At 59.4% G+C, this 23,217-nt stretch carries 19 protein-coding genes; 15 read left to right on the top strand and 4 right to left on the bottom strand.

Translation table 11 applies throughout. From position 1 onward, the window contains the following. Window positions 1-173: 173 nt before the first annotated feature. From AC1ENN_RS03220 to AC1ENN_RS03230, 3 genes are all read left to right on the top strand, one after another. Entirely contained in the window at window positions 174-1,943 is a 1,770-nt protein-coding gene (locus AC1ENN_RS03220) for an ABC transporter family substrate-binding protein (RefSeq protein ID WP_449648252.1), read from the top strand. A 122-nt stretch (window positions 1,944-2,065) separates the two neighbouring features. After that, on the top strand, window positions 2,066-3,610 hold the full coding sequence (locus tag AC1ENN_RS03225; protein WP_480406652.1) for an ABC transporter permease: 1,545 nt from the start codon (window positions 2,066-2,068) through the stop codon (window positions 3,608-3,610). A 2-nt stretch (window positions 3,611-3,612) separates the two neighbouring features. After that, window positions 3,613-4,731 (top strand): ABC transporter permease, encoded by a 1,119-nt coding sequence (locus tag AC1ENN_RS03230; protein ID WP_480406653.1) that lies wholly within the window; start codon window positions 3,613-3,615, stop codon window positions 4,729-4,731. A 47-nt stretch (window positions 4,732-4,778) separates the two neighbouring features. Here AC1ENN_RS03230 and AC1ENN_RS03235 read toward each other — a convergent pair whose 3' ends face one another. Then, complete coding sequence (locus tag AC1ENN_RS03235; protein ID WP_480406654.1) at window positions 4,779-5,387, bottom strand: PH domain-containing protein; 609 nt, start codon at window positions 5,385-5,387, stop codon at window positions 4,779-4,781. Between the two features lie 53 nt (window positions 5,388-5,440). Between AC1ENN_RS03235 and AC1ENN_RS03240 the strand changes: the two genes are divergently transcribed. After that, on the top strand, window positions 5,441-7,114 hold the full coding sequence (locus AC1ENN_RS03240) for an ABC transporter ATP-binding protein (protein ID WP_480406655.1): 1,674 nt from the start codon (window positions 5,441-5,443) through the stop codon (window positions 7,112-7,114). On the opposite strand, the gene AC1ENN_RS03245 is transcribed toward AC1ENN_RS03240, so the two are convergent. After that, window positions 7,111-8,706: a chitinase gene (locus AC1ENN_RS03245; RefSeq protein ID WP_480406656.1), complete on the bottom strand. Its 1,596-nt coding sequence runs from the start codon at window positions 8,704-8,706 to the stop codon at window positions 7,111-7,113. The genes AC1ENN_RS03240 and AC1ENN_RS03245 overlap by 4 nt on opposite strands. Then, window positions 8,703-11,015, bottom strand: a complete 2,313-nt coding sequence (locus AC1ENN_RS03250) for a glycosyltransferase family 2 protein (protein WP_480406657.1) — start codon at window positions 11,013-11,015, stop codon at window positions 8,703-8,705. The genes AC1ENN_RS03245 and AC1ENN_RS03250 overlap by 4 nt, the downstream gene beginning before the upstream one ends. Window positions 11,016-11,212: 197 nt before the next feature. Between AC1ENN_RS03250 and AC1ENN_RS03255 the strand changes: the two genes are divergently transcribed. The 3 genes from AC1ENN_RS03255 to AC1ENN_RS03265 are packed head-to-tail and all read left to right on the top strand — an operon-like array spanning window position 11,213 to window position 14,456. Continuing rightward, entirely contained in the window at window positions 11,213-12,541 is a 1,329-nt protein-coding gene (locus AC1ENN_RS03255; RefSeq protein WP_480391793.1) for a flavin-containing monooxygenase, read from the top strand. Further along, entirely contained in the window at window positions 12,538-13,497 is a 960-nt protein-coding gene (locus tag AC1ENN_RS03260; RefSeq protein ID WP_480406658.1) for a bile acid:sodium symporter family protein, read from the top strand. Before AC1ENN_RS03255 ends, AC1ENN_RS03260 begins: the two co-directional genes overlap by 4 nt. Beyond that, entirely contained in the window at window positions 13,494-14,456 is a 963-nt protein-coding gene (locus AC1ENN_RS03265) for an SDR family oxidoreductase (protein ID WP_449648243.1), read from the top strand. The genes AC1ENN_RS03260 and AC1ENN_RS03265 overlap by 4 nt, the downstream gene beginning before the upstream one ends. An 11-nt stretch (window positions 14,457-14,467) precedes the next feature. On the opposite strand, the gene AC1ENN_RS03270 is transcribed toward AC1ENN_RS03265, so the two are convergent. Further along, entirely contained in the window at window positions 14,468-15,277 is an 810-nt protein-coding gene (locus AC1ENN_RS03270; RefSeq protein ID WP_449648242.1) for a GNAT family N-acetyltransferase, read from the bottom strand. Window positions 15,278-15,455: 178 nt separating this feature from the next. Here AC1ENN_RS03270 and AC1ENN_RS03275 point away from each other — a divergent pair, with 178 nt between their 5' ends. The 8 genes from AC1ENN_RS03275 to AC1ENN_RS03310 all read left to right on the top strand — a co-directional run bounded on the left by AC1ENN_RS03275 (window position 15,456) and on the right by AC1ENN_RS03310 (window position 23,081). Continuing rightward, complete coding sequence (locus tag AC1ENN_RS03275) at window positions 15,456-16,127, top strand: GntR family transcriptional regulator (RefSeq protein ID WP_449648241.1); 672 nt, start codon at window positions 15,456-15,458, stop codon at window positions 16,125-16,127. Window positions 16,128-16,138: 11 nt separating this feature from the next. After that, entirely contained in the window at window positions 16,139-17,632 is a 1,494-nt protein-coding gene (locus AC1ENN_RS03280; RefSeq protein WP_480391796.1) for an MmgE/PrpD family protein, read from the top strand. After that, entirely contained in the window at window positions 17,632-18,537 is a 906-nt protein-coding gene (gene prpB / locus AC1ENN_RS03285; RefSeq protein ID WP_480406659.1) for a methylisocitrate lyase, read from the top strand. The genes AC1ENN_RS03280 and prpB overlap by 1 nt, the downstream gene beginning before the upstream one ends. Before the next feature lie 80 nt (window positions 18,538-18,617). Next, window positions 18,618-19,760, top strand: a complete 1,143-nt coding sequence (locus AC1ENN_RS03290) for a bifunctional 2-methylcitrate synthase/citrate synthase (RefSeq protein WP_480406660.1) — start codon at window positions 18,618-18,620, stop codon at window positions 19,758-19,760. A gap of 52 nt (window positions 19,761-19,812) precedes the next feature. Next, on the top strand, window positions 19,813-20,643 hold the full coding sequence (locus tag AC1ENN_RS03295; protein ID WP_480406661.1) for an aldo/keto reductase: 831 nt from the start codon (window positions 19,813-19,815) through the stop codon (window positions 20,641-20,643). A 150-nt stretch (window positions 20,644-20,793) separates the two neighbouring features. Continuing rightward, on the top strand, window positions 20,794-21,669 hold the full coding sequence (locus AC1ENN_RS03300) for a hypothetical protein (RefSeq protein ID WP_480406662.1): 876 nt from the start codon (window positions 20,794-20,796) through the stop codon (window positions 21,667-21,669). A 78-nt stretch (window positions 21,670-21,747) separates the two neighbouring features. Next, window positions 21,748-22,200 carry a hypothetical protein gene (locus tag AC1ENN_RS03305; RefSeq protein WP_480406663.1) on the top strand — a complete coding sequence of 151 codons (453 nt, stop codon included), beginning with the start codon at window positions 21,748-21,750 and terminating at the stop codon, window positions 22,198-22,200. 101 nt (window positions 22,201-22,301) lie between these two features. Further along, window positions 22,302-23,081, top strand: coding sequence for a hypothetical protein (locus AC1ENN_RS03310; RefSeq protein WP_449648234.1), 780 nt, complete (start codon window positions 22,302-22,304; stop codon window positions 23,079-23,081). Window positions 23,082-23,217: the final 136 nt, after the last annotated feature.

The following is a 23,217-nucleotide window of genomic DNA, read 5'->3' on the forward strand; positions in this document are numbered from 1 at the left end:
CACCACCCTCTCTGTGGGGTAGACACAGTTAATCGACGCAGGATTGTGTCGTTCTTGTTGCGAATTGTGCGAATCGTCAGTTTCTATTGCCCCAACGTTCAGGTTTGCGGTGTAATGGCGGCCATGGGATTGGTCTACGCCATCCCTTCGGCCACCTTTCTACTGGAGGAAAGATGAAGAACAAGCGCGTCGCAGCTGCCATAGCTGTCCTCGCGGCTGGAGCACTTGCCCTGACCGGGTGTACTCCGCCGTACGAATCAGAAGTAATTGCAGACACCGAGATCACGGTGGCGTGGAATGACCTGATTGATAACTTCAACGGAAGCAGTGCAGCAGGAAACAACACCGCAAACGCGGTCGTGCTGTACATGATGAACTCGACGTTCTTGTACTACAACAGCGACCCCGCTCTTGTACGTAACACAGACTTCGGTACGTTCGAGAAGACGAGCGACGACCCGCTCACCGTCAAGTACACGATCAACGACAACGTGACGTGGTCTGACGGAACTCCGATCGACTCCGCTGACCTTCTGCTCGCGTGGACCACGATCTTCGCTGGAGTAGAAGACGCAGAAGGCGCGCCTCTCTTCACTCACGCAAACCCCCGTGGCGACCTCGCGTCGACCATGCCGGAGATTGACGACAAGAGCATCACGATCGTGTACGACAAGGCTTACGTTGACTGGGAGATCCAGTTCGACCTCGGCGTTGCAGCCCACGGTGTAGTTGAGCTTGCATACCCAGACATCACCGACCCTGAAGAAGCTAAGTCGATGTTCGTCGAGGCAGTTCAGAACGACGACGTTGAGTGGCTTACCCCGGTAGCCAAGGCGTGGAACGACGAATACCAGGCAGCAAGCACGCCAGACAACGAACTCGTTGCACTGTCGAGCGGTGCCTACGTTCTCGACGAACTGGTCGAGAACGAGTACGTCGCGCTGAAGGCAAACCCGCTATACACGTGGGGCCCTTCGCCCAAGTACGAACGCATCATCGTCCGCCAGATCGAGGACTCAACCGCTCAGGTTCAGGCCATCGAAAACGGTGACGTTCAGATTGCTGCCGGCCAGCCGACTCCTGACGTGCTTGAGCTCGTCAAGGGACTTGACAACGCTGACTACGTGACCGCGGATGAAGCGACTTACGAGCACATTGACCTCACCTTCAACAATGGTGGTCCATTCGACCCCGCAACCTACGGCGGAGACGAAGACAAGGCAAAGGCTGTTCGTCAGGCGTTCCTGAAGGTCATCCCGCGTCAGGAGATCCTCGACAAGCTGATCAGCCCGCTGAACCCGAACGCTGGACTCCGCGACTCTGTTCTGCAGATTCCTGGCGCTCCCGGTTATGACGAAATCGCTTCGACTAACGGTTCAGCAGACTATGCCGAGGTCGACATCGACGGTGCCAAGAAGCTGCTGGCGGATGCTGGAGTAACCACTCCGGTCGAGGTCAAGTTCTGGTACCCCGAGGGCAACGTTCGTCGCGGTACTGAGTTCGAATTCATCCAGCAGTCGGCAGCTCTCGCTGGCTTCACGGTTGTTGATGACTCCGAGCCCGAGTGGGCATTCACCGACAAGGAAGCACTGCCGATCAACCCGCACGACGCGGTTATCTTCGCGTGGCAGTCAACGAGCCTCGCGCTCACAGGTTCAGATCAGTACCTCGGATCGGGTCAGCCGAGCAACTTCGGTGGCTACTCGAACACCAAGGTTGACGGGCTGCTGAAGGATCTGGAAACCGAGCTGGACCCTGCGGCCCAGACGAAAATCCAGGTTGAGGTGGAGAAGGAAGTATGGGGCGACGGCTACGGCGTCACCATCTTCCAGTTCCCTGGAATCACTGTCTGGAACAAATCAGTAACGAACGTGGACCCGAGTCCGCTGTCTCCGACCTACTTCTGGAACTTCTGGGAGTGGGCACCGGCTGACGCCGAATAACTCGGTAGCGCTATAGCGGTGAGCCGGGCGTTATGCGTGCGGCTCACCTGCGCCACGTTTTCTGCCGCTTCGGCGGCACTGTCTCTGTTCCGCTCTGCTTTGCCCCGAAATGAGGATCACCGGTGTTGACCTTTGTCACCAGACGCCTCGTAGCCACCATTCTTGTGCTGCTTGTGGCTTCGTTCATCGTCTATCTACTCACTGCGAATTCCGGTGATCCGCTGCTTGAGCTTCGGGGAAGTCGAGACCCCAACGCTCAAGACAAGATCAAGTATCTGAGTGGACTCCTCAACCTCGATCAACCGCCTGTGCTCCGCTACTTCTCCTGGCTCGGGGGAGTCGGTGCCTGCTTCATTGGGCAGTGTGACCTCGGCATTTCGGTCGCTCGCGGCGAACAGCCCGTCATCGATGCCATCGGCGGAGCTCTCGGCTCCACCCTGCAACTTGTGCTCGCCGCTACGATTCTCGCAATCGTGATCGGTGTGGCAATCGGAATGACCACCGCCCTTCGTCAGTACAGCGGTTACGACTACGTCGTCACATTCCTCACATTCGTCTTCTATTCGCTCCCGATTTTCTGGGTGGCAGTACTGCTCAAAGAGTTCGGCGCCATCCGATTCAACGAATTCTTGGGTGATCCCGTCATACCGTGGTGGTCGATCGTCGTTGTCGGGCTCGTCATGGGCTTCATCGCCTCGTCCGTGGTCGGCGGTGAACTACGCACTCGCGCAATTTCTTTCGCCAGTGTCGCGATCGGTGTTGGCGGCCTCATTTTCGTGCTTGATGTGACCCGCTGGTTCGTGCAACCATCGATCGGCATCATCGGGGTGGCATTGCTCACGCTCGCGACCGCGGCGATCGTGGTGTTTACGTCCACAGGATTCCAACACCGCCGGGCGCTTATCGCGGTGGGCATTGTTGTCGCTCTGACACTCGGCCTCTGGTATCCGTTTCAGTTCCTTTTCTTCTATCTCAACTCGGCGTGGACGGTGCTCTTGGTCACCGTGCTGATGGCCGGCATCGGTATTGTCGTTGGGCTATTGGTTGGCGGCGATGGCAAAGCTGTTGTCGCGCGAACCGCCGGCCTGGTTGGTGGTCTCACCGTCATCCCGCTCGTGCTCGATCAAATGTTCTTGCGCTGGGACGAATACGTTGCGCGCATCCCGCTGAGCAACGGCGTAATCGCGACGATCGGTGCATCGACCCCCGCTATCCGGCGAGTAGATGACACGTGGCTGAACCTGCTGGACTCGCTCACCCACATGCTGCTTCCGACGATCGCGCTCATGATCATCTCGCTTGCGGCCTACACGCGGTATGCGCGGGCCAGCCTGCTCGACGTTATGAACCAGGACTACGTACGCACTGCCCGTGCGAAGGGCCTTGGCGAGCGGACGGTGGTTATGCGCCACGCATTCCGCAACGCCATGATCCCCATTGCGACAATCATCGCGCTCGACTTCGGGGCGGTGATTGGTGGTGCGGTGATCACCGAAAGAGTCTTCGCCTGGCAGGCGATGGGCTCCCTCTTCAACGAGGGGCTCGCGCATACCGATGTGAATCTGGTGATGGGGTTCTTCCTCGTCACCGGAGTTCTCGCCGTGCTTTTCAACGTGTTTGCCGATCTGTTGTATTCGGCACTTGACCCCAGGATTCGGGTGAGCTGATCATGAGCGACAAAACTCCGGCAGTCGACGACCAGTCGACAGGTCAAGAACTCAGCATTGAACAGCGCGCAACCGTCGGTCTTAGCCAAGGCACGATTGTTCGTCGTCGGTTTTTCCGGCACCGTGGCGCCGTCATCTCGATGTACGTGTTGCTATTTCTTGTCTTACTCGCGTTCACGTCGGTTGGTACAGTCGTCGGCGGATCAGGAGCCCTCGTGCCCGACGCCAACTCGACGCGCCTCATTATCGACGGCGTGCGTATTCCTGGTTGGTGGACATCCACCTGGTGGGAACGCTATGACATCGTGCTCCCAGGCGGTGCTCCCACCTTCACGCTGTGGCCGTTCAGCATTGGCGAACACCCGTTCGGCCAAGACAACACCGGTAAGGATGTTTTTGCTCGCGTGATGCGCGGAATGCAGCAATCACTCAGTGTCGTCTTCATCGTTGGAGTGATCTCCACCGTCATCGGTGTCGTTTTCGGGGCCCTTGCTGGGTACTACCGGGGGTGGATCGACCAGGTCATCATGCGTCTCACCGACGTCATCATCATCATCCCGCTGCTCGTGTTGGGCGCTGTTCTTGGCCGCACGATCGGTGGAGACGCAATTCTTTTGGCCGTCATGCTTGGCCTCATTGCCTGGACAGGAATGGCGAGACTCGTGAGAGCCGAGTTCTTGAGCCTGCGCGAACGAGAGTTTGTCGATGCAGCCCGCGTGGCTGGTGCGAGCGACTTCCGCATTATCTTCCGCCATATTCTGCCAAACACTGTCGGCGTGATCGTGGTCAGCGCGACCCTCCTGATGAGCGCCGTGATCTTGCTCGAAACTTCTTTGAGCTTCCTGGGGTTCGGCATCAAATCGCCAGACATTTCGCTCGGCCAAATCATCAGCGAGTACAACGAAGCATTCAAGACTCGTCCGTGGTTGTTTTGGTGGCCGGGACTATTCATCGTCGTGATTGCGTTGTGTATCAACTTCATCGGTGACGGACTGCGCGATGCTTTCGACCCCCGGCAGAAGCGAGTACCGGCCCAGAACGGTATCGGTTCGCAGGTCATCAGCTTCTTCAAGAGCTACGTTCCCGGTGCACGCCCCGGTGACGGGACCTCCAACAAATGAGGGCGATGAGGTCGATCGACCGGCACTCGTCGTCGAATGAACGCGAGCTAGCTGACGGTGGTGAGCAGCACAGCCACGATCAGCGCGGCGACAGCCGCGATCGTGCGGAAGTGCCACGTTACACGCAGCTTCGTGAATTCACTCGTGGCGGCATCCGAATGTCCGCCGTCTCGCAACTGCTCCCAGTGCGTACGGATGATGTGGGCGGCTTGACCAGAGTCCGACGTGATCAGATCGCCGGGTCGCACTGTGCCAGCCAAGTAGCTCGACTCCGGAAGGTTCGCGCCATCCTGGCGCACCGCCGAGAAGACCGAGTGGCGGCCGGGAGCGGGCGCAGCCCACGCTGTGACGGTGCCGTGAACCGTTTCGAGCGCGAGCGCATATTTGGTATCGATGCGGCGAATCTCGGGCCACGCCACGTCGACGGTGCGCAGTACATTACGCAGCGTAACGCCGGCCGCCGTGACGAGCACAGCGGGGCGCCAGAACATGGCCCACGTGAGCAGCGAAACGAAGCCAAAGACGGGCAGCACTTGCAGGGCATCCAGCCAGCGGCCCTGAGCGGCCGTGACGATCAGTGCGGCAGCGCACGCGACAAAAACGACGATGGAAAGTACGCGCCCGAATCGCGAGTGCAGGGTGAAGTTTGGCGACACGGAACTATGTTCCCACGTGCGCACCGTATCCAGGGCGAAAGGCGAATCTCCTGATGACTGAGACAGCAAAGACTGAGACAGCAACGAAGACTCCCGCGATCGAGGTTACTGACCTTGGCGTCGAATTCTGGGTTGAGGGGGAGTGGGTCACGGCGGCAAAGAATGTCAGCTACACCCTCCAGGCTGGCGAAGTGCTTGCCATTGTTGGCGAATCTGGTTCTGGCAAGAGCACGAGCGCGATGGGCCTCCTCGGTTTGCTTCCTGAGAATGGTCGCATTTCGGGCAGCGTGAAGCTTGCCGGTGAAGAGATGGTTGGGGCGTCGCTGCACCGTCTTCGCCAATTGCGTGGTGCCGGCATTGCCGTGATCTTCCAAGAGCCGATGACGGCCCTCAACCCGGTCTACACAATTGGGTTCCAAATCGTTGAGGCGCTTCAAGTGCACAATCCGGGAATGATCCGGACGGATGCTCACAAGCGTGCCCTCGAATTGCTCGCGATGGTCGAGCTGCCTGACCCGCAAAAAGCGTTCGACTCGTACCCGCATCAGTTGTCTGGTGGTCAGCGTCAACGCGCCATGATTGCGCAGTCCATTTCCTGCAACCCGCGCGTGCTCATTGCTGACGAGCCAACGACAGCGCTCGACGTGACCGTGCAAGCCGAGATTCTTGAGTTGCTGCACCACTTGCGCTCCAAGCTCGACAGCGCGATCATCCTGATCACGCATGACATGGGGGTTGTCGCCGACCTCGCTGACCGCGTGATGGTCATGAAGGATGGCGAAGTTGTTGAGACGGGAACAGCGGAGTCGCTTTTCGCCGGAGCGACGCACCCCTACACTCAGGCACTCTTGGCTGCTGTTCCTCACTTGGGGGCTGCAGGCGAAGCATCCGCCTCGAAAGACAACCGCGATGTCGTTCTCACGATGAAGGGTGTCGCGATTGAGTATCCGAAGCGCGGCCGGGTGCCGGCCTTCCGTGCTGCCGACGACATCAATCTCACGATTCGCCAGGGTGAAGTGCTCGGCCTCGTTGGTGAGTCTGGCTCGGGCAAGACTACGATCGGTCGCGCCGTCGTCGGACTCCTTCCCGCTGTTGCGGGAACCCTCGATATTGTCGGAACGAATATGGTCGGCATCAGTAAAAACGATTTGCGCGCTGTGCGTCGAGACATCGGCATCGTCTTTCAGGACCCCGGTTCGTCACTCAACCCGCGGATGCCGATCGGCGAGAGCATCGGTGAGCCGCTTCGGCTCGTTGGCGGCTTCACTAGCAAAGATGAGGAAGCGCGAGTGAGCATGTTGCTCGACCGCGTGCAGCTCTCCGCTCACATGCGTAACCGATACCCGCATGAGCTATCTGGTGGTCAGCGCCAACGAGTGGGAATTGCTCGGGCGCTAGCGCTGAGCCCCAAATTGTTGGTCGCTGACGAACCTACTTCGGCTCTCGATGTGTCGGTTCAGGCAAAGGTGCTTGAGCTCTTCCAAGAACTCCAAAAGGAACTCGGATTTGCGTGCCTCTTCGTTTCGCATGACTTGGCCGTGATTGACATTCTGGCTGACCGCATCGCTGTCATGCACCGCGGAAAAATTGTGGAGCAGGGGACGCGCGATGAAGTTCTGCGCAGCCCGAAGGACCCCTACACGCAGCGACTCATTGCCGCCGTTCCTCTTCCAGATCCTGAAGAACAGCGTCGCCGGAGAAGCGAACGCGAAGGGCTCGCTTCCTAGCCTTCGGTAGTGGCGGTGGCGAGGTTGGCTGGTTCGCCAGTCTCGCCGCCCGAAATCAGCGCTGTGACTTCTTCGGCCGTCAGCGGAACCCACGGGGTTCCGTCGGGGTCTGAAGAGAAGGCGGCGGGGCTATCGCCCTGATTCCACCACTTTGCTTCGTAGGGCACTCCGCTGAACAGTACGCGGTCGCCTTCTTCGTAGACAGCGGTGCCATCCCAACCAGGGTACGTTCCGCTCGGAACCGTAGGAACTTCAACGGGGGTTTCGCCCTCAAGCACTGGCCCTACGAGAGTCCACGGTGTTTCCCACGAGTTAAGCACGGGGTTGTCTGGCAACTCATCGCGCGTCCACCACTTGGCCTGGTACACATTGCGGTGCCAGACCACTTTGGTACCCGCGAGGTAGCTGGCGTCTTCTTGCCAGATTGCGTACGGGCTAGTCGCAGGATCGTCGATGAAATCATTGGGATCCGACGGCTCTTCGGTGGTGATGGTCTTTGCAGAACTCGCGACGTGACCGTCAAAACCGTCAGCCAAGACATCCGCAAAGAACAGGTCTCCCTGGGCTACACCACTGCAGGAGTCAGAGACGCGGGACGTGTCGGCGTAGTTCGGCCCACACGTAGTGTCGCGGTTCAGCGACCACATCGACATGCGACCAGTGCCCTTGTCGAGAGCAAACTCGTTGAGTGCTGCAGCGTCGGCCATCGTGAACACTTCGGCTTCGATATCGTTCTGGCCGACCATCGGGGTAGCGCCGAGCTTTGTCCAGATCGTGGCATCCGTCAGTTCGATCCCGGCGTTGTCATAGAGGATGCCCAGCTGGCGATGAGTTTCTTGCAGCGAGCGAATGGAGGCGTCACCGCTGGTCTCTCCATCGGCCAAACTCTGACCGAAGTTCATCGTCATGATGTTCACTCCGGCGAGATCGACACCGGCATCGAGCATCTGAGTGACCGCAGTGGTTCCCTCTTCCGTGAGTCCGAAGGTTGCTGCGGGAAGCGTCAGCCACACAGCGAGATCATCGCCTGCGGAGCGCCGTGCTGCTTGCAGGGTGGCCATTGCCGCCGCCCGACGTTCACCCGCAGCGGTGTCGCTGAGGTTTTCGCCCTCGATGTCGAGGTCGATCGTGGTTGACGCATAGCGGTCGAGCACCGAGTTGTAGGCGGAAACCAGATCTGCAGGATCGGTGCACGTCGTGGAGAGCTCGTTATTCAGGAGCCCGCCGAACGAAACCGCGACGTCACCGCCCTGCTGTTGTAGCCGGGCAATCCGGCGGTCGAGGTCGAGTGAGATTGCAGCCTCATCCATTGTGTAGGCGGTGCCCCACGTTGGAGTGCAACCTTCATCGCTAGCGGCGACGATGAACGAAAGCATGACCTCTTTGCCGCTCTCCTTCGTCGCAGCTTCGAATTCATAACTCGGGGTGGCTGTGACGTCAACGTAGGCGGCGAACCACGGGTCTGGCGCGGGAGCCGCCTGAGTGGATGCCCACGCTTGGTAGGCGAAGAGACCACCGGCGGCGACAGCAATGGCGATAACAACCGCCATGACGAGTCGCCTGAAAGAGAGTCGGTGAGTTGCGGTGCTCATGCTCGCACCTCGCTTTCAGCCTCAGCGGGTGGCAGCATTTCAGCGAAGACGATGGAGTCTCGCACCTTGGTGTGAACTCCGCTGTCGTCGCCGTAATAGAGGATTGAACGCCAGTCGAGTTCAGTCGATTCTGGCACTGGTTCTTCCTTCGTCTTTTTTGGCTTTCGTTCGACAAAGAGCGGGCGTGTGACACCCAACCAGATGTCCACGATGGTGTTCCAGATGCCGATGTACGACACGACGGCGAGGCCGGCGAGAACCAGGTTGAAAGCCGCGAACGCGGCGTTACCCCAGTTGCCGGCGTTCAAGTCGCGCCAGAAAGTGAAGCCCGAGAACGTGATGATCACGAGCGGCGCCAGCACATACAGCAACGGAGTTGAGGTGCGGTTGCGAACCTTTGGGGTGCGAGCGAATGGGATCTTCTTGCTCGTGATGGCCTGCTCGAGTGATTTGAGAACTCCGGCAAGGTTGACGGGGAGCAAGATCAGGTTGAACCCATAAATGCGGAAGATGTCGGAGAACTTGTAGCCGCTATAGCGAAGGTCGCTGCCCATGGCCAAGAAATACGGCACCGCGGCGAGTAGCACCACGGGGCTCAAGAGTCTGCTGTCGTAGGGGTAGGCCAGCAGGAACACGAGACCGAAGCTCGCCCATGTGATCGATGTCATGTAGTTCACGCGCAGGAAGAACTCGGTCCACGGCACAGTTTCGCCGCGAGCGCGACGCTCACGCATTTGGCGCATCAGTTTGGGCATGATGAGTAGCCCACCGTTAGCCCAGCGACGACGTTGCACTACAAGCGAACCGAAGTCGGGCGGGGTTGCGCTGTAGCTGAGTCGTTCTGGGTAATTCACGAGCGTCCAGCCGTGGGCGCCCAAGTCGATGCTCGATTCGGTGTCTTCGATGACGGTGCGGTCCTGCACGTAGCGCTTGACCGTGAAGCCGCCCTCGGTCTCGGTCTCGACAATGTCATCCAGTGCAGCTTTGCGGATGACGGCGTTGGCCCCCACCCAGAAGGTTGCGCCGTAATACGACTTGCCCTGATGCAGGATGTGCTGCAGATCAGTCGTGGCGCCAGCGAGTCGTTCGATGCGTGTACCTGCTCCGCGGAATGAGGAGTACGGCGTTTGGGTGACGGCGACCCGGGAGTTGTCCGCCTGCTCAAGCAAGTAGACAAGTCGGAGGCAGTAGTCGCGCAGCAGCAGCGAGTCAGCGTCGAGAGTTAGCAGGTATTGCGAATCGGGGATCGACAGATCGCCAGCTTCTGCGTGGTTCACGCGGCGCAGTACCGTGCCGGTTGGTGTTTCCTCTGGGCGGTAATTGCCACCCATCAGGCCGATATAAGCGTTGAGGTTCATTGCCTTGTTCGCTTCGTGAGACACAGAAGCGTAAAGCTTGCGCTCGAAGGTCGAGAGGTCGGCCGTGAAGGTCCAAGCGAGACGACGGTACAGTTCGCGCATCCGTGCGGTGGGGGGAACCATATGCTCATCGTGAGCTGCGCCGAGCGCATCGGCGGTCAGTTGCAGCTCACCGGCCAGGCCCTGAATAACCTGCGTGACAAAGAACTCATCGACGTGGTCAATGCGCTGTTCGTTGGAAGCCTTGTTCTCTAGCCAGTCGGCAGCCCACTGGTAGTGCTCAGCGAGCTCCTCGAGCTCGAACAGGCCGACCGTGCGGCCCAGCTGCACTCGACGCTCAAACGTCGCAAGAGCGTCACCGAAGCGTTCACGGGGCTCAGCGAGTTCAGCCTGAATCTTCTCGGCAAGCAAACGAGACTCCGCTAGCTGTGCTGCAGCATCCGGGTCAGAAGGAAACGGCGGGTCGTCGAGCAAGAGCACGACACGCAAAGTCGGATACTCCTGAAGGCACGCCGACCACAGGGTGGCACGCACGACATCCGGTTCTTCGCTGTAGCTGGGAACCAGAACGGTGATCGAGCCCTGGTTCTCGGCGAAGTGCCGATCGAGTTCAGCGCGCGGCACGCGAGCGTGCGCCCGGAAGCGTTGATAGGCACCGTGTCTCGCGATCAAATACATGAGCGCAGAGAAGGTGAGGAAGGTAACAACGATTAAGTACGAAATAGCTTCGGTTGTGAACCGGAAACTTTCGGTGCCGTTGTTGATGAACTGGCGAACGATCGTATAGATCACATACGTCAGCCAGAACACAATCGTCGCAACAATCGCCAGACGCGCAAGCGCGATCGTGCGATCACTGGGTGCAGGGTGCACGGTGGGTAATGGATGGAGGCGTGTTTCTGAGCCCCATTGGCGGCGCCGGGCAGGCGCAACCGTACTGTCTTTAAGCATGGTTGGTTAATCCCCTATGCAAGATCCGGCGTCTTTCGGGTAGACGCCGTCGGGTGACCTTGCATCGCCCAGTATTGACAACTGGGCTTCTGTTCGCAAGAAAACAGTACGCGAACCGCAACTGGTCTACCTGCGAGATCCTGTCTAGTAAGCTGCGGAAACGCCCTGAATAGTGTTGTTCACCCCGGGAGGACTGGATGCCTCGTACCATCGCCATCATCGGTGCTGGACCTTCGGGGCTCGCAGCCGCTCGTGCCCTCGATAAGGCAGGCATCCGCTACGTCGGTTTCGAGTCAGCAGACGACGTTGGCGGCCTCTGGAATATTGATAATCCACGCAGCACTATGTACGAGTCAGCGCACCTCATTTCGTCGCGCACCACGACTCAATTCCGTGAGCTGCCTATGGCTACGACGGCGGATTATCCTGGCCACCGAGAGCTCCAGAAGTACTTTCGCGCCTTTAGTGATCGCTATGACCTGGGGCAGAAATTTCGTTTCTCCACGACGGTGGAGCGTGTTGAGCCCGCCGATGGTGGCGGGTGGAATGTAACGACGAGTCCGACGGATGCCGATAGCGGAATGCGCCAAGGCGGCGAGAGCGAGACCGAACACTTCGACGGCGTAATCTTGGCCAATGGCACGCTGGCGCACCCCAGCATCCCGAACTTTGATGGTGAATTTTCGGGGGAGATCATTCACTCGAGCGCGTACAAAAAGGCAACAATGTTTGCGGGCAAGCGAGTGCTCGTTGTCGGCGCGGGAAACAGCGGTTGCGATATTGCCGTGGATGCTGTGCATCACGCTGACAGCATCGACTTGAGTGTGCGCCGTGGCTACTACTTTGTTCCGCGCTATTTGTTTGGAAAGCCTGCTGACACCCTCAACCAGGGGCGACCGCTTCCGGCGCGAATAAAGCAGTTCATCGACACGAGAGTGTTGCGGGCGTTTACCGGTGATCCCGTCACCTTTGGCTTTCCTGCCCCCGATTATCGCATTTATGAGTCGCACCCGATTGTGAATACTCTTGTGCTCGGGCACCTCGGGCAGGGCGATTTGCGTGTCGTTCCCGCCCCAGAACGCTTCGAAGGCAACACGGTGCATTTCGCGGATGGAACCCACACCGACTATGACCTGATCGTATTGGCAACCGGTTACAGTCTCGATTATCCGTTCGTTGATCGAGATCACCTGAACTGGTCGGGGATGGCCCCCGATCTCTATCTCAATATGTTCCCGCCGAGCTTCAACGGTCTGTACGTTATGGGCATGATCGAGGCCAGTGGCATCGGCTGGCAGGGCCGCTACGAGCAAGCCGAACTTTTGGCGGCATATCTTGCCGCGCAAGAAGATGCTCCTCGTGCTGCCGCCCACTTCAGGGAGTCCGCCGAGCAACCGTGGCCAGACCTTACCGGTGGTTACAAGTACCTCGCACTCGAACGCATGTCGTATTACGTAAACAAAGATGCCTACCGACGCACCCTACGAAAACTGCGTGAGACTCTCACCCGAAAGGCCAACTCATGACCATCGATGATGCGATGCTCAACTTCAGCCCAGCATCGCTTATCGCTTTGAGCGTTGTGCTTGGTCTCATCATGTTCGGAATCGCGCTCGATACGAGCCTCGAAGACTTTCGGGCGGTACTCAAAGCCCCACGGGCCTTTGCGATCGCTTTGGTTGCTCAACTTGTATTGCTCCCCGCCGTGACCTTCGGTCTGACGCTGTTGTTGCAGGTCGGTCCGTCGATCGCACTCGGGATGATTTTGGTGGCGTGCTGCCCGCCAGGAAACATCTCCCAAGTGCTCACTCATCGTGCACGAGGCAACGTAGCGCTTTCCGTATCTATGACGGCAGTCACCAATGTGGTCTACATCGTCATGCTGCCCGTGAACCTGTCGCTGTGGGGTGGTTGGCACCCGACAGCGTCGACTATTCTCGAGAGCGTCAGCCTCAATGGTTGGCAGATGTTGCTGGAGATCGTTGTGATTATCGGTCTGCCATTCGCGGTCGGGTTTGCCATCAAGAATCGGTGGCCAGCGTTTGCCAAAAAAGTGCAGCCCACGGTGAAATGGGTGAGCCTCTTAGCGTTGCTCGGATTCATCATTGCGGCGCTCGCCGGTAACTTCCCATTCTTCATCGCCTACGTCGGTGTTGTGCTGTTGGCCGTATTCCTGCACGATGCTGTCGCGCTCGGCCTCGGTTATGCGAGCGCGAGACTCGGTGGCCTCGCCCTCTATGAGGCCAAGGCGGTGACCTTCGAAGTGGGGATCCGCAACGCCGGTCTCGGGCTAGGACTGGTATTTGCCTTCTTCGGTGGGCTCGGCGGCATGGCGGTCGTCGCTGGCTGGTGGGGAATTTGGGACATCATCGCAGGGCTCGCCTTGGCCACTTGGTGGGGACGCCGCAAGGCGAAGGGTGCCGGTGACGGTTCTGGGCCGCATTCCGGTGTGCCCGAGAGTGGCACGGAGGCAGTCGCGTGACGCGGGTACTGGTTACGGGTGGCAGCGGATTCTTGGGCACCTCCGTGGTTGCCGGGTTGGCTGCATCCGAAGCCATTGAGCGTGTAGTGAGTGCGGACATTCGGGTTCCGAGCCCCGGCGTGCGGCTAGCGGGCGTGCACTATGAACGGGTTGATGTGACGGCTGCCGCTGACCTTCCCGAACTGCTGCGTGCTCACAACATTGACACCGTTGTCCACCTCGCCTCGATCGTGAACCCGGGCAGAACAACCACCGTGGCGCAAGAGTTTGCGGTCGACGTCGACGGGTCGCGCGCGGTCTTTGCCTCCTGCGTTGAGGCAGGTGTTTCGCGCATCGTCGTGTCGTCGAGCGGTGCGACGTATGGCTATCACGCTGACAACCCGGAGTGGATCACGGAGAGTGACCCGCTGCGAGGCAACGACGACTTTCCCTATAGCAAACACAAGCGAATGGTTGAGGAGATGCTGGCCGAGCTGCGCACAACCGCACCACAGCTGACTCAGACCATTTTTCGCATCGGAACAATCTTGGGTCCGGCAGTCGACAACCAGATCACTGCCCTGTGGGAGGGGCGTCGGTTGCTGAAGCTTGCCGGTTCTGACAGCCCCTTTGTGTTTATTTGGGTCGACGATGTTGTTGAAGTGATGGTGCGCGCGGCCACAGGCGGGCCTGCCGGAATTTTCAATGTTGCTGGCGACGGCAAGATGACGATCGGCGAGATTGCTCACGCGCTCGGCAAAAAGCTCCTCGTGCTGCCGCCGTGGGTATTCGCGGTCGCGCTCTGGGTAGGGCATGGGCTACGCCTCACCCCGCACAAACCGGCACAGGTCAAGTTTTTGCGCTATCGGCCGGTGCTCGACAACCGCGCCCTTCGCGAGTCATTTGGCTACCGACCGCGCAAGACTAGCCGAGAAGCTTTTGCCGCCTACCTTGAGGCGCGTGCTCTGCGCTCAAGCTGAATCGTTGGTGCTCAGATTCTCGGTGCCTCGGTGCTCGGTGGCGTCCACAGATACGGCGTCGTGGTGGTGAGTTCAACGAAACCGCGAAGTTTCAGGATGGGGCTGCTCTCGTCTGAGGCATCTACTTGCAGATAGGGCACTCCTCGTTGTTGTGCCCGTTGGGCGCGGGCTGCGCCGAGGGCACCGTAGATTCCTTTGCCCCGCCACTCGGATGCTGTTGAGCCTCCCCAGAGTCCCGCGAAGTCGCTGCCGGGGGTGAATTCGATTCTGGCACCGGAGACGATGCGGCCGCCGGCTTCAGCGACGAAGAGCACGGTGAGGTCAGGAGCTGAGGCGATTTGTGCTTCGAGTTCGTCGATAAACCAGACGAAGTCGTAGCCCCACACTTCAGAGAGCATGGCTGCCAGACCGACAATGTCGTTGTGGTCGTGGGTCTCGCGGATAGTGATCTCGGCAGGTAGCGGGCGTGCGCTCACTAGGTCAGCGGTGTGGCCGACGAGCACCGCTTCTCGTTCTTGAGCGATGAACCCTGCATGTTCGAGTCGCTGAGGGATGTCGGCGGGCACGTCATGGGCTCGCGTTTTCCATTCCACGGGTTCGTTTCGGGCAGCAAAGAAGTTGCGGTGATCGGCGATGAGGGCATCCAATTCGGCGCCGCTCATGTCGAGGCGCTGCGCAGTTTCGATCATTCCCTCGCTGCGCCCGGTTACTCGAAGCACGGAGTCTGTCAGTTCAAAATGAACTCCAACCGGCGGATGCTCGGGCACGATTAACCGCTGTTGGGCGTCGTAGAGCGCCAGCAGTTCGGTAGGGGAGATCATGCGATTCAGCATAGATCCGGATGCCGGTTCCGCGCCGCCAGAGAGCGTCATCTGTATACAGTTCACTCAGAATTTGGCTTGATTTCTCTTGAATCAGCTCTAGACTGAAGATCTTGTATACAAAGCCATCAGTGGGTAAACCGCAAGGTGGTCAAGTAACCAGTTTCGGGAGGTGCGTATGGCGACACCGGTAAGAGCCAGCGATCGCGCCTACCAAGCCCTCCGTGACGACATCGTGGAGTGGCGACTCTCGCCAGGCACCATTCTGGGCGAGGTCGAACAGGCTGCGCGGCTCGGGGTGTCCCGCACCCCGCTGCGAGAAGCACTGTCCCGACTGATAACTGATGGGCTGGTGGCAAGCCAATCCGGTCGGGGACTGGTCGTCACTGACGTTTCTGTTGACAACATCCGCGAACTTTTCGATGTGCGCAAGGCGCTCGAAGTGAAGGCGATGCGCCTCGCGGCCCTGCATCACACCGGCAGTATTTTTGCCGACCTTGAGCGCGAATTCGATGAAGTACCGGCATTGCTCGCTCGCGATGACAGCGACCGCAGTGCCTACTTCGACCTCGTTCGCCGGTTCGATGCGGCAGTCGATGACGCGGTCGAAAACGATTACCTCACCGGCGCCCTCAACTCGCTGCGCACCCACCTGGTTCGGGTGCGTCGCCTTGCCAAAGACAATCCAGAGCGGTTGACGGCTGCCGCCCGCGAACACCTCCTTATCGTGCAGGCCATTGTCGCGCGCGATCCCGAACTTGCTGCCCATGCCACCCACGTTCATCTCCATCACGCGCTCACGAGCGCTTTAGCCACGGCCGCGGAATCTCCCTTGCGCGCCGCCAATTGAAAGGCTCCACTGTGAAAGATCACGCCCTCCGCGTTTACCGCAGCGACGAGAACCTCGCTCGCGAAGACCAACTTGCCCACAAGATTGCCGCGATCGCTGCCGAACAGCTCGAACCAACGGATGCCGTGACCGACATGGTAATCAACCGTGTGATTGACAATGCTGCGGTTGCTACCGCGTCCCTCACGCGTGCGCCGGTGGTTGCTGCGCGTGCGCAGGCCGAGCGTCACCCCTACACGCCGGGAGCCACCGTGTTTGGCTCCGACGAGCGCGTGAGCCCGGAGTGGGCTGCGTGGGCTAACGGTGTTGCGGTTCGCGAGCTCGACTATCACGACACTTTTTTGGCCGCCGATTATTCGCATCCGGGCGACAACATCCCGCCGATCTTGGCTGTTGCTCAGCACACGGGCCGCACGGGTGCTGACCTGCTGCGCGGGATCGTCACGGGGTACGAAATCCAGATCGACCTCGTGAAGGCGATCTGCTTGCACAAGCACAAGATTGACCACGTTGCTCACCTCGGCCCGAGCGCTGCCGCTGGCATCGGAACCCTCCTCGGTCTCGACACCGAAACCATTTTCCAGGCTGTTGGCCAAGCACTCCACACGACCACCGCCACGCGTCAGTCGCGCAAGGGTGAGATCTCCACGTGGAAGGCGCACGCTCCCGCTTTCGCCGGCAAGATGGCCGTCGAAGCAGTTGACCGTGCCATGCGTGGCCAGACCAGCCCCACCCCGATTTACGAGGGCGAAGACGGCGTGATCGCGTGGATGCTCGACGGCCCAGACGCGCACTACGAGGTTCCGCTGCCTGAGCTGGGGGAGCCGCGCACCGCGATCCTCGACTCGTACACGAAGGAGCACTCGGCCGAGTATCAGGCGCAGGCGTGGATCGACCTCGCCCGCAAACTGGGGCGCGAGCATCCAGAGCTGGTCGAAGAAAACATCAACCGCATCGTGCTGCACACGAGCCACCACACGCACTACGTGATCGGTTCGGGTGCCAACGACCCGCAGAAGTACGACCCCAACGCGAGCCGCGAAACGCTCGACCACTCCATTCCGTACATTTTCACGGTTGCCCTGCAGGACCAGGAGTGGCACCACGTCAACAGCTACGCTCCCGAGCGAGCCAACCGCGCAGACACGGTTGCGCTGTGGAAGCGCGTCACGACTCAAGAAGACACCGAATGGACGCGTCGCTACCACTCGATCGACCCCGCCGAGAAGGCGTTTGGTGGTCGCGTCGAGATCGAGATGACCGACGGCAGCCGCATCGTCGAAGAAATTGCCGTTGCTGACGCGCATCCGCTCGGTGCTCGACCCTTCGCCCGCGAGCAGTACATCACCAAGTTCCGCACCCTCGCGGATGGTGTGCTCGCGAGCGACGAAATTGAACGCTTCTTGGCCGCGGCCGTGCGACTGCCCGAACTGTCGGCATCCGAACTGGGAGAACTGACCGTACGCGGCAACTTCCCCGCCACCACCGCTAAAGGAATTTTCTAATGCTGTATGCCCAAACAGACCCAGCAACCAAGCGTGCGCAGTTCCGTGAGCGTCTGGCGAGCGGCGAACTGCTGCGCGTGCCCGGTGCGTTCAACCCGTTGAGTGCTCGCCTCATCCAAGACAAGGGTTTCGACGGCGTCTACATTTCGGGTGCGGTTATCAGTGCCGACCTCGGGTTGCCCGACATCGGCCTGACGACGCTCACAGAGGTGGCTGGTCGTTCGCAACAGATTTCGCGGATGACCGACCTCCCGACACTCGTCGATGCCGACACCGGTTTCGGTGAGCCCATGAATGTGGCTCGCACCGTGCAGACTCTCGAAGATGCGGGGGTCTCGGGCCTCCACATCGAAGATCAGGTCAATCCGAAGCGTTGCGGACACCTCGACGGCAAAGCCGTTGTCGACACGGATACCGCCCTCAAGCGCATCCGAGCGGCTGCCGATGCACGCCGCGACCCCAACCTGCTGATCATGGCTCGCACCGACATCCGCGCCGTTGATGGTTTGGATGCCGCAATGGACCGTGCCAAGCAATTAGTTGATGCGGGTGCTGACGCAATCTTCCCCGAGGCCATGAAGGATCTCGGTGAGTTCGAGGCGATGCGTAAGGTCGTGGATGTTCCGATCCTCGCAAACATGACAGAGTTTGGTAAGAGCGAACTTTTCACGACAACGCAATTGAGCAATATCGGCGTAAACATTGTTATTTACCCCGTAACCCTGTTGCGTAGTGCAATGGGTGCTGCAGAGCGCACCCTCGATGCAATCAACGCCGACGGCACCCAGCAGTCTGTCGTGGCCGAAATGCAGACGAGGGCTCGCCTGTATGAACTGCTCGACTATGAGAGCTACAACTCGTTTGATTCGTCAGTGTTCAACTTCACGCTCGATGGCCATTACTAACTTCAGAACCACACCAATTACCGCCCACCCCTACTAACCACACTCACAACTTTGACTCGATACCACTACCGAGGAGCACCATGACTGACCTAACAGGAACCCCTGAAACCGAGATTCGTAAAGGTTTGGCCGGCGTCGTCGCCGACACGACTGCGATCTCGAAGGTGAACCCCGAGACCAACTCGTTGCTGTACCGCGGCTACCCCGTGCAAGAACTGGCCGAGAAGTGCACCTTTGAAGAGGTTGCGTATCTGCTGTGGCACGGTGAGTTGCCCACAGATGAGCAGCTAGAGGAGTTCCAGAATGTGGAGCGTGCGCAGCGCCACCTCGACGCGCACACCAAGCGCGTCATTGACGAGTTGCCTCTTTCCGCGCATCCGATGGATGTCGTTCGCACCGCGGTCAGCGTGATCGGTGCCTTGGACGACACCCTCACTGACCCCGCGAGCATGGTTGATGAAGAACTCAATCTTCAGCGCTCGCTCACTCTGTTTGCCAAGCTGCCGGCGATCATCGCCTACGACCAGCGTCGTCGTCGCGATCAGGAACTTGTTGAGCCGCGGGATGACCTCAGCTATTCGGCCAACTTTTTGCACATGACGTTCGGCGAGGTTCCTGACCTCGTTATTGTCAACGCTTTTGATGTGTCGATGATTCTGTATGCCGAGCACTCCTTCAACGCGTCGACTTTCACCGGTCGTGTGGTGACGAGCACGCTCAGCGATCTCTACAGTGCCGTCACGGCAGCAATTGGTGCTCTCAAGGGTCAACTGCACGGTGGCGCGAACGAGGCTGTTATGCACGTTTTCGATGAGGTCGGCTCAGCAGAAAATGCGGAAGCGTGGCTCGAGAATGCCCTTGCTGAGAAGCGCAAAATTATGGGATTCGGCCACCGGGTGTACAAGAACGGCGACTCACGAGTGCCCACCATGAAGGCTGCGCTTGAAACCCTCGTTGCCGAATTCGACCGCCCTGACATGCTTGCCATGTATGACGCCCTCGAAACGGCAATGACGAGCCGCAAGAACATCAAGCCCAATCTTGATTACCCGAGTGGCCCCGCCTACAACCTCATCGGCTTCGATACCGACATGTTTACGCCGCTGTTCGTTGCTGCGCGAATCACCGGCTGGACCGCCCACATCATGGAGCAGGCGGCATCCAATGCGCTCATCCGCCCGCTTGCTGCCTACTCGGGAGTCGATGAGCGGCACATTAGCTAGGAGCTTGACGCGCGGGGATGGAACCGTCAGTCGTGAGTGGCAAGATGGGGATATGACTGTTCCCCAGATTGAACTGAACGACGGAAATTTCATCCCCCAGCTCGGCTTCGGTGTCTTCAAAGTGGACCCCGAGGAGACCGAGCGCATCGTCACCGACGCACTCGAGGTTGGCTACCGCCACCTCGACACCGCCATGATTTACGGCAACGAGCAGGGCGTCGGCAACGCCATTAAAGCGTCGGGAATCCCGCGCGAAGAACTCTTCATTACGACGAAACTGTGGAACAGCGACCAGGGCACAGACTCTGCTCGCGATGCCATGGATCTCAGCCTCGAGAAGTTGGGCCTCGACTATGTGGATCTGTACCTCATCCACTGGCCCCGCCCCGACCTTGACCGCTACCTTGACAGCTGGCTCACGCTTGAGCAGCTGAAACAAGAGGGCAAGGCGCGTTCGATTGGTGTCAGCAACTTCCACCGCCCTCACCTTGAGAAGATCATCGCGGGCAGCAACACTGTTCCTGCGGTTGACCAGATCGAGCTGCACCCCGCTTTCGCACAGCGTGACTTGCGCGCGTATGGGGCAGAACTGGGTATGCACATTGAGGCGTGGGGCCCTCTCGGCCAGGGCAAGTATGACCTGTTTGGTGAGACTGCTCTCCAGTCTGCTGCTGAAGCACACGGTGTTTCACCCGCTCAGGTTGCCATTCGTTGGCACCTGCAGAACGGCATCATCGTGTTCCCCAAGTCGAACTCGCGCGAGCGTATGGCTGAGAACTTCGATGTCTTCGGCTTCGAGCTTTCCGCGGATGAGATGGCATCGATTGATGCGATCGACCGCGACCAGCGTGTAGGTGCGAACCCCGACGAAGCTACCTTCTAGGGCGCACTTTTCGTTTCTGGCACAGGCCGGCATCCTCACTCGGTTCGGTGAGCGGGTGTCGGCCTGTGTTGTGGGTTGTGGCTGCTGAAGTACTGCCTCTTGCGCCGCGACGACGCCGAACGCCAGTATGGGCTAGATAGAGGAGGCAGCATGGATCGTTCTGCGATACTCGCGCTTCTGAAGGAGCTTGCTGCGTCAGCTGTGGGCGTGCACGCCGAGGTCGGTATTGGGGGAGTGCACCCCAACGATGAGACTTTTCTCCAGCTCACCTCGCTGTCGAACCGCGATGAGTACGCGATCGTTTCCGTGGATGCGGCCGGCTGGTTTCAGTTGGAGGTCTCGGGTGGTTTTTATCACGCGCAGGCGAATGATCTCGCCTCAGACGAAACCCTGCGGGAGTACCTGGCGCAATATTTCCAGGCCGCGCTGGCATACCTTGCTGGCCATTGGTCGACCCGCACGTCGAGGCTTTTCCGACTTCCGATTGTTGTGGTGGATAGCGCTGTGGATCTTTTCGGCCAGCCGCTCGCTCTCGGGCTCAGAGTTCGTGCTTCGTGGAGGATGCTGTCCCGGCGACCGCCGCGCGCTTCCTTCAGCGATGAACGCTCGAATTTTGCTCCCGTGACTGATGAGGATCGAGCGAATTTCCCTATTCCGTTGCTGCCGACAGTGGGCTTCTGTCGTGCCGGTGAGTATCAGGGGCTGTACCTGTTTTCGGGTCTTCTTAATGTCTTTCCCGTCGCTGAGCGCATGTGGGACATAGTCATTGCCGGAGGCGGCCCCGGCGGCGACGACGAACTATTCTTTGCGGAAGACGGCCTCGGAGTCGCAACCGTACGCGATCTCGACATCGAGTGGGCTCCGGCGCACCTGCAGAATGTTGCCCGCCGCGAGTTGTTTCTCGGCCTCAGGATTGATGTACCCATTCAGCATCCCTCGGGGTGGGAAAGCGATGGCGACCAACCCCACATTGCCTCACGCGTCGCCGCGGACGGCCCGTGGGCTCGTTTCGAGCAGCCTGCATAAGTACGCCAGAGAGGGCGGCGGTGATTTTCACGCCTCCGGATGCTTCGCGCTGGACGCTGCTGCCGCTACATTAAGTGAGTGATCCGCGGAATCCGACGAACGCTCAACGTAGGCCCGTGGGTCGTTGCGCTCTACGGATCGCTGTTCGGTGCGGTCGTTGGGGCAGTTTTTGCGCTCGCCCTCATCAGCGAGTACTGGGGAACTGAGGCGTTCACGAGGTTCCTGCCTGCATCGCTATTCTTCGGGATCATCGGCGGAAGCATCGTAGGGCTGGTGTCGGTCGCTGTAGGGCTTGGCCTCCGTGCCATCCTCAGCACCGGCGACCGTCTCAACAGCACCACGGTGGCATTGGGCTTGAGCACCTTCCTGCTGGCAACCGCAGTGCTCTCGACCTGGTTTGTGAGAGAGTCCCTCGGCACCACGTTCCCCACGTGGCTACCGATCACCTTGGCCGTTGTCGGTGTCGTGTGGTTCGGCTTCTGGTCGCGGATGCGGTCAGCTCGATCTACAAAACTCAGCCTAAGGAATTAGATGAGTGCCCCAAGTTCTCGCGCGCTGCGGTCGAGGGCCTCCGCTCGCGTCGAGTCATCTAGCGATTCCGCCTCGAAGCAGTCCGAGGACTGAGCGCGAAAATGTTGAGGATAACCTCGCCCCGCAACGGCGTGGAATATGCGGTTTTCGAATTCGGCCAGTTTCCTTCGCGGTCTGAAATTGCGACGATCAAGAGGGAGGGGCTGGGGTTACGCCTCGCTAGTGTTCCTCACGAGGTTGCTGCTCTCGATGGTCTCGTGAAGTTTGCTGATTCCCTTACTCATCTTGACGTGAGTGCGATTGGCCCCACGGATGCCCGTGCGATCGAGTCGTTGATCCGCTTGGAAGAATTGAGTTATTCGGGCAACCTCGTGTGTCCCGTCGATCTCAGCAGGTTGGAGAATCTCACAACCTACTTTGGGCCTCACAAAAATTTTGAAACGCTGGCCGCGCGCACTTCGTTGACTGAGCTCACGTTGTACCCGGCGCTTCCTCATCTGGTCGAAGAGATAGAGGGCCCGCTCACCACCTTGTCAATCGTTCACACCGGCAACCTTCGCGCGGTTCCGGTGATTCGCCATCCCCAGCACCTCGAAACACTCAGCATTGACGGCCCCAGTTCGCTCGACTTGGAGGCGCTGCCTAACTACACCTCGCTTCGGGGACTCGAACTTTCGAGCATCGGAAGCGTGACGTCGTTGGGGGTGATCCGCATGATGTCTGCCTTGCAAAGCATCCTGCTGACCAAAGTCCGTACAGTTGAGGAGGATGCGGATCTGTTGCAAATCGAAGATGTTTCGGTCGTGGTGCAAGGTCGCCATGGCTTCAGCCCAGAATTCGTGCGCGACGCACAAGCGACTGGCCAGTGGTTATTCGCCTGAGCGGGAATCCGTCGCTCAGCGCCTAGATCGACTGGCAAAAACTCGTGGAAGTGCGCGCGCTCGTGATGTGTGGCCGCTTCCCTCTGCAATACTCAGCACCATGATGGCGGAGGATCAGGAGCGGTTCACGAAGAAT

The organism is Rhodoglobus sp. G.S.23, from assembly GCF_056675935.1.

Bases quoted from the DNA above. Each gene is read 5' to 3' on its own strand.
- AC1ENN_RS03220 (WP_449648252.1), top strand. From the start codon at position 174: ATGAAGAACAAGCGCGTCGCAGCTGCCATAGCTGTCCTCGCGGCTGGA.
- AC1ENN_RS03260 (WP_480406658.1), top strand. From the start codon at position 12,538: ATGACCATCGATGATGCGATGCTCAACTTCAGCCCAGCATCGCTTATC.
- AC1ENN_RS03240 (WP_480406655.1), top strand. From the start codon at position 5,441: ATGACTGAGACAGCAAAGACTGAGACAGCAACGAAGACTCCCGCGATC.
- AC1ENN_RS03250 (WP_480406657.1), bottom strand. From the start codon at position 11,015: ATGCTTAAAGACAGTACGGTTGCGCCTGCCCGGCGCCGCCAATGGGGC.
- AC1ENN_RS03295 (WP_480406661.1), top strand. From the start codon at position 19,813: ATGACTGTTCCCCAGATTGAACTGAACGACGGAAATTTCATCCCCCAG.
- AC1ENN_RS03245 (WP_480406656.1), bottom strand. From the start codon at position 8,706: ATGAGCACCGCAACTCACCGACTCTCTTTCAGGCGACTCGTCATGGCG.
- AC1ENN_RS03270 (WP_449648242.1), bottom strand. From the start codon at position 15,277: ATGATCTCCCCTACCGAACTGCTGGCGCTCTACGACGCCCAACAGCGG.
- AC1ENN_RS03230 (WP_480406653.1), top strand. From the start codon at position 3,613: ATGAGCGACAAAACTCCGGCAGTCGACGACCAGTCGACAGGTCAAGAA.
- AC1ENN_RS03310 (WP_449648234.1), top strand. From the start codon at position 22,302: ATGTTGAGGATAACCTCGCCCCGCAACGGCGTGGAATATGCGGTTTTC.
- AC1ENN_RS03300 (WP_480406662.1), top strand. From the start codon at position 20,794: ATGGATCGTTCTGCGATACTCGCGCTTCTGAAGGAGCTTGCTGCGTCA.
- AC1ENN_RS03290 (WP_480406660.1), top strand. From the start codon at position 18,618: ATGACTGACCTAACAGGAACCCCTGAAACCGAGATTCGTAAAGGTTTG.
- prpB (WP_480406659.1), top strand. From the start codon at position 17,632: ATGCTGTATGCCCAAACAGACCCAGCAACCAAGCGTGCGCAGTTCCGT.
- AC1ENN_RS03255 (WP_480391793.1), top strand. From the start codon at position 11,213: ATGCCTCGTACCATCGCCATCATCGGTGCTGGACCTTCGGGGCTCGCA.
- AC1ENN_RS03275 (WP_449648241.1), top strand. From the start codon at position 15,456: ATGGCGACACCGGTAAGAGCCAGCGATCGCGCCTACCAAGCCCTCCGT.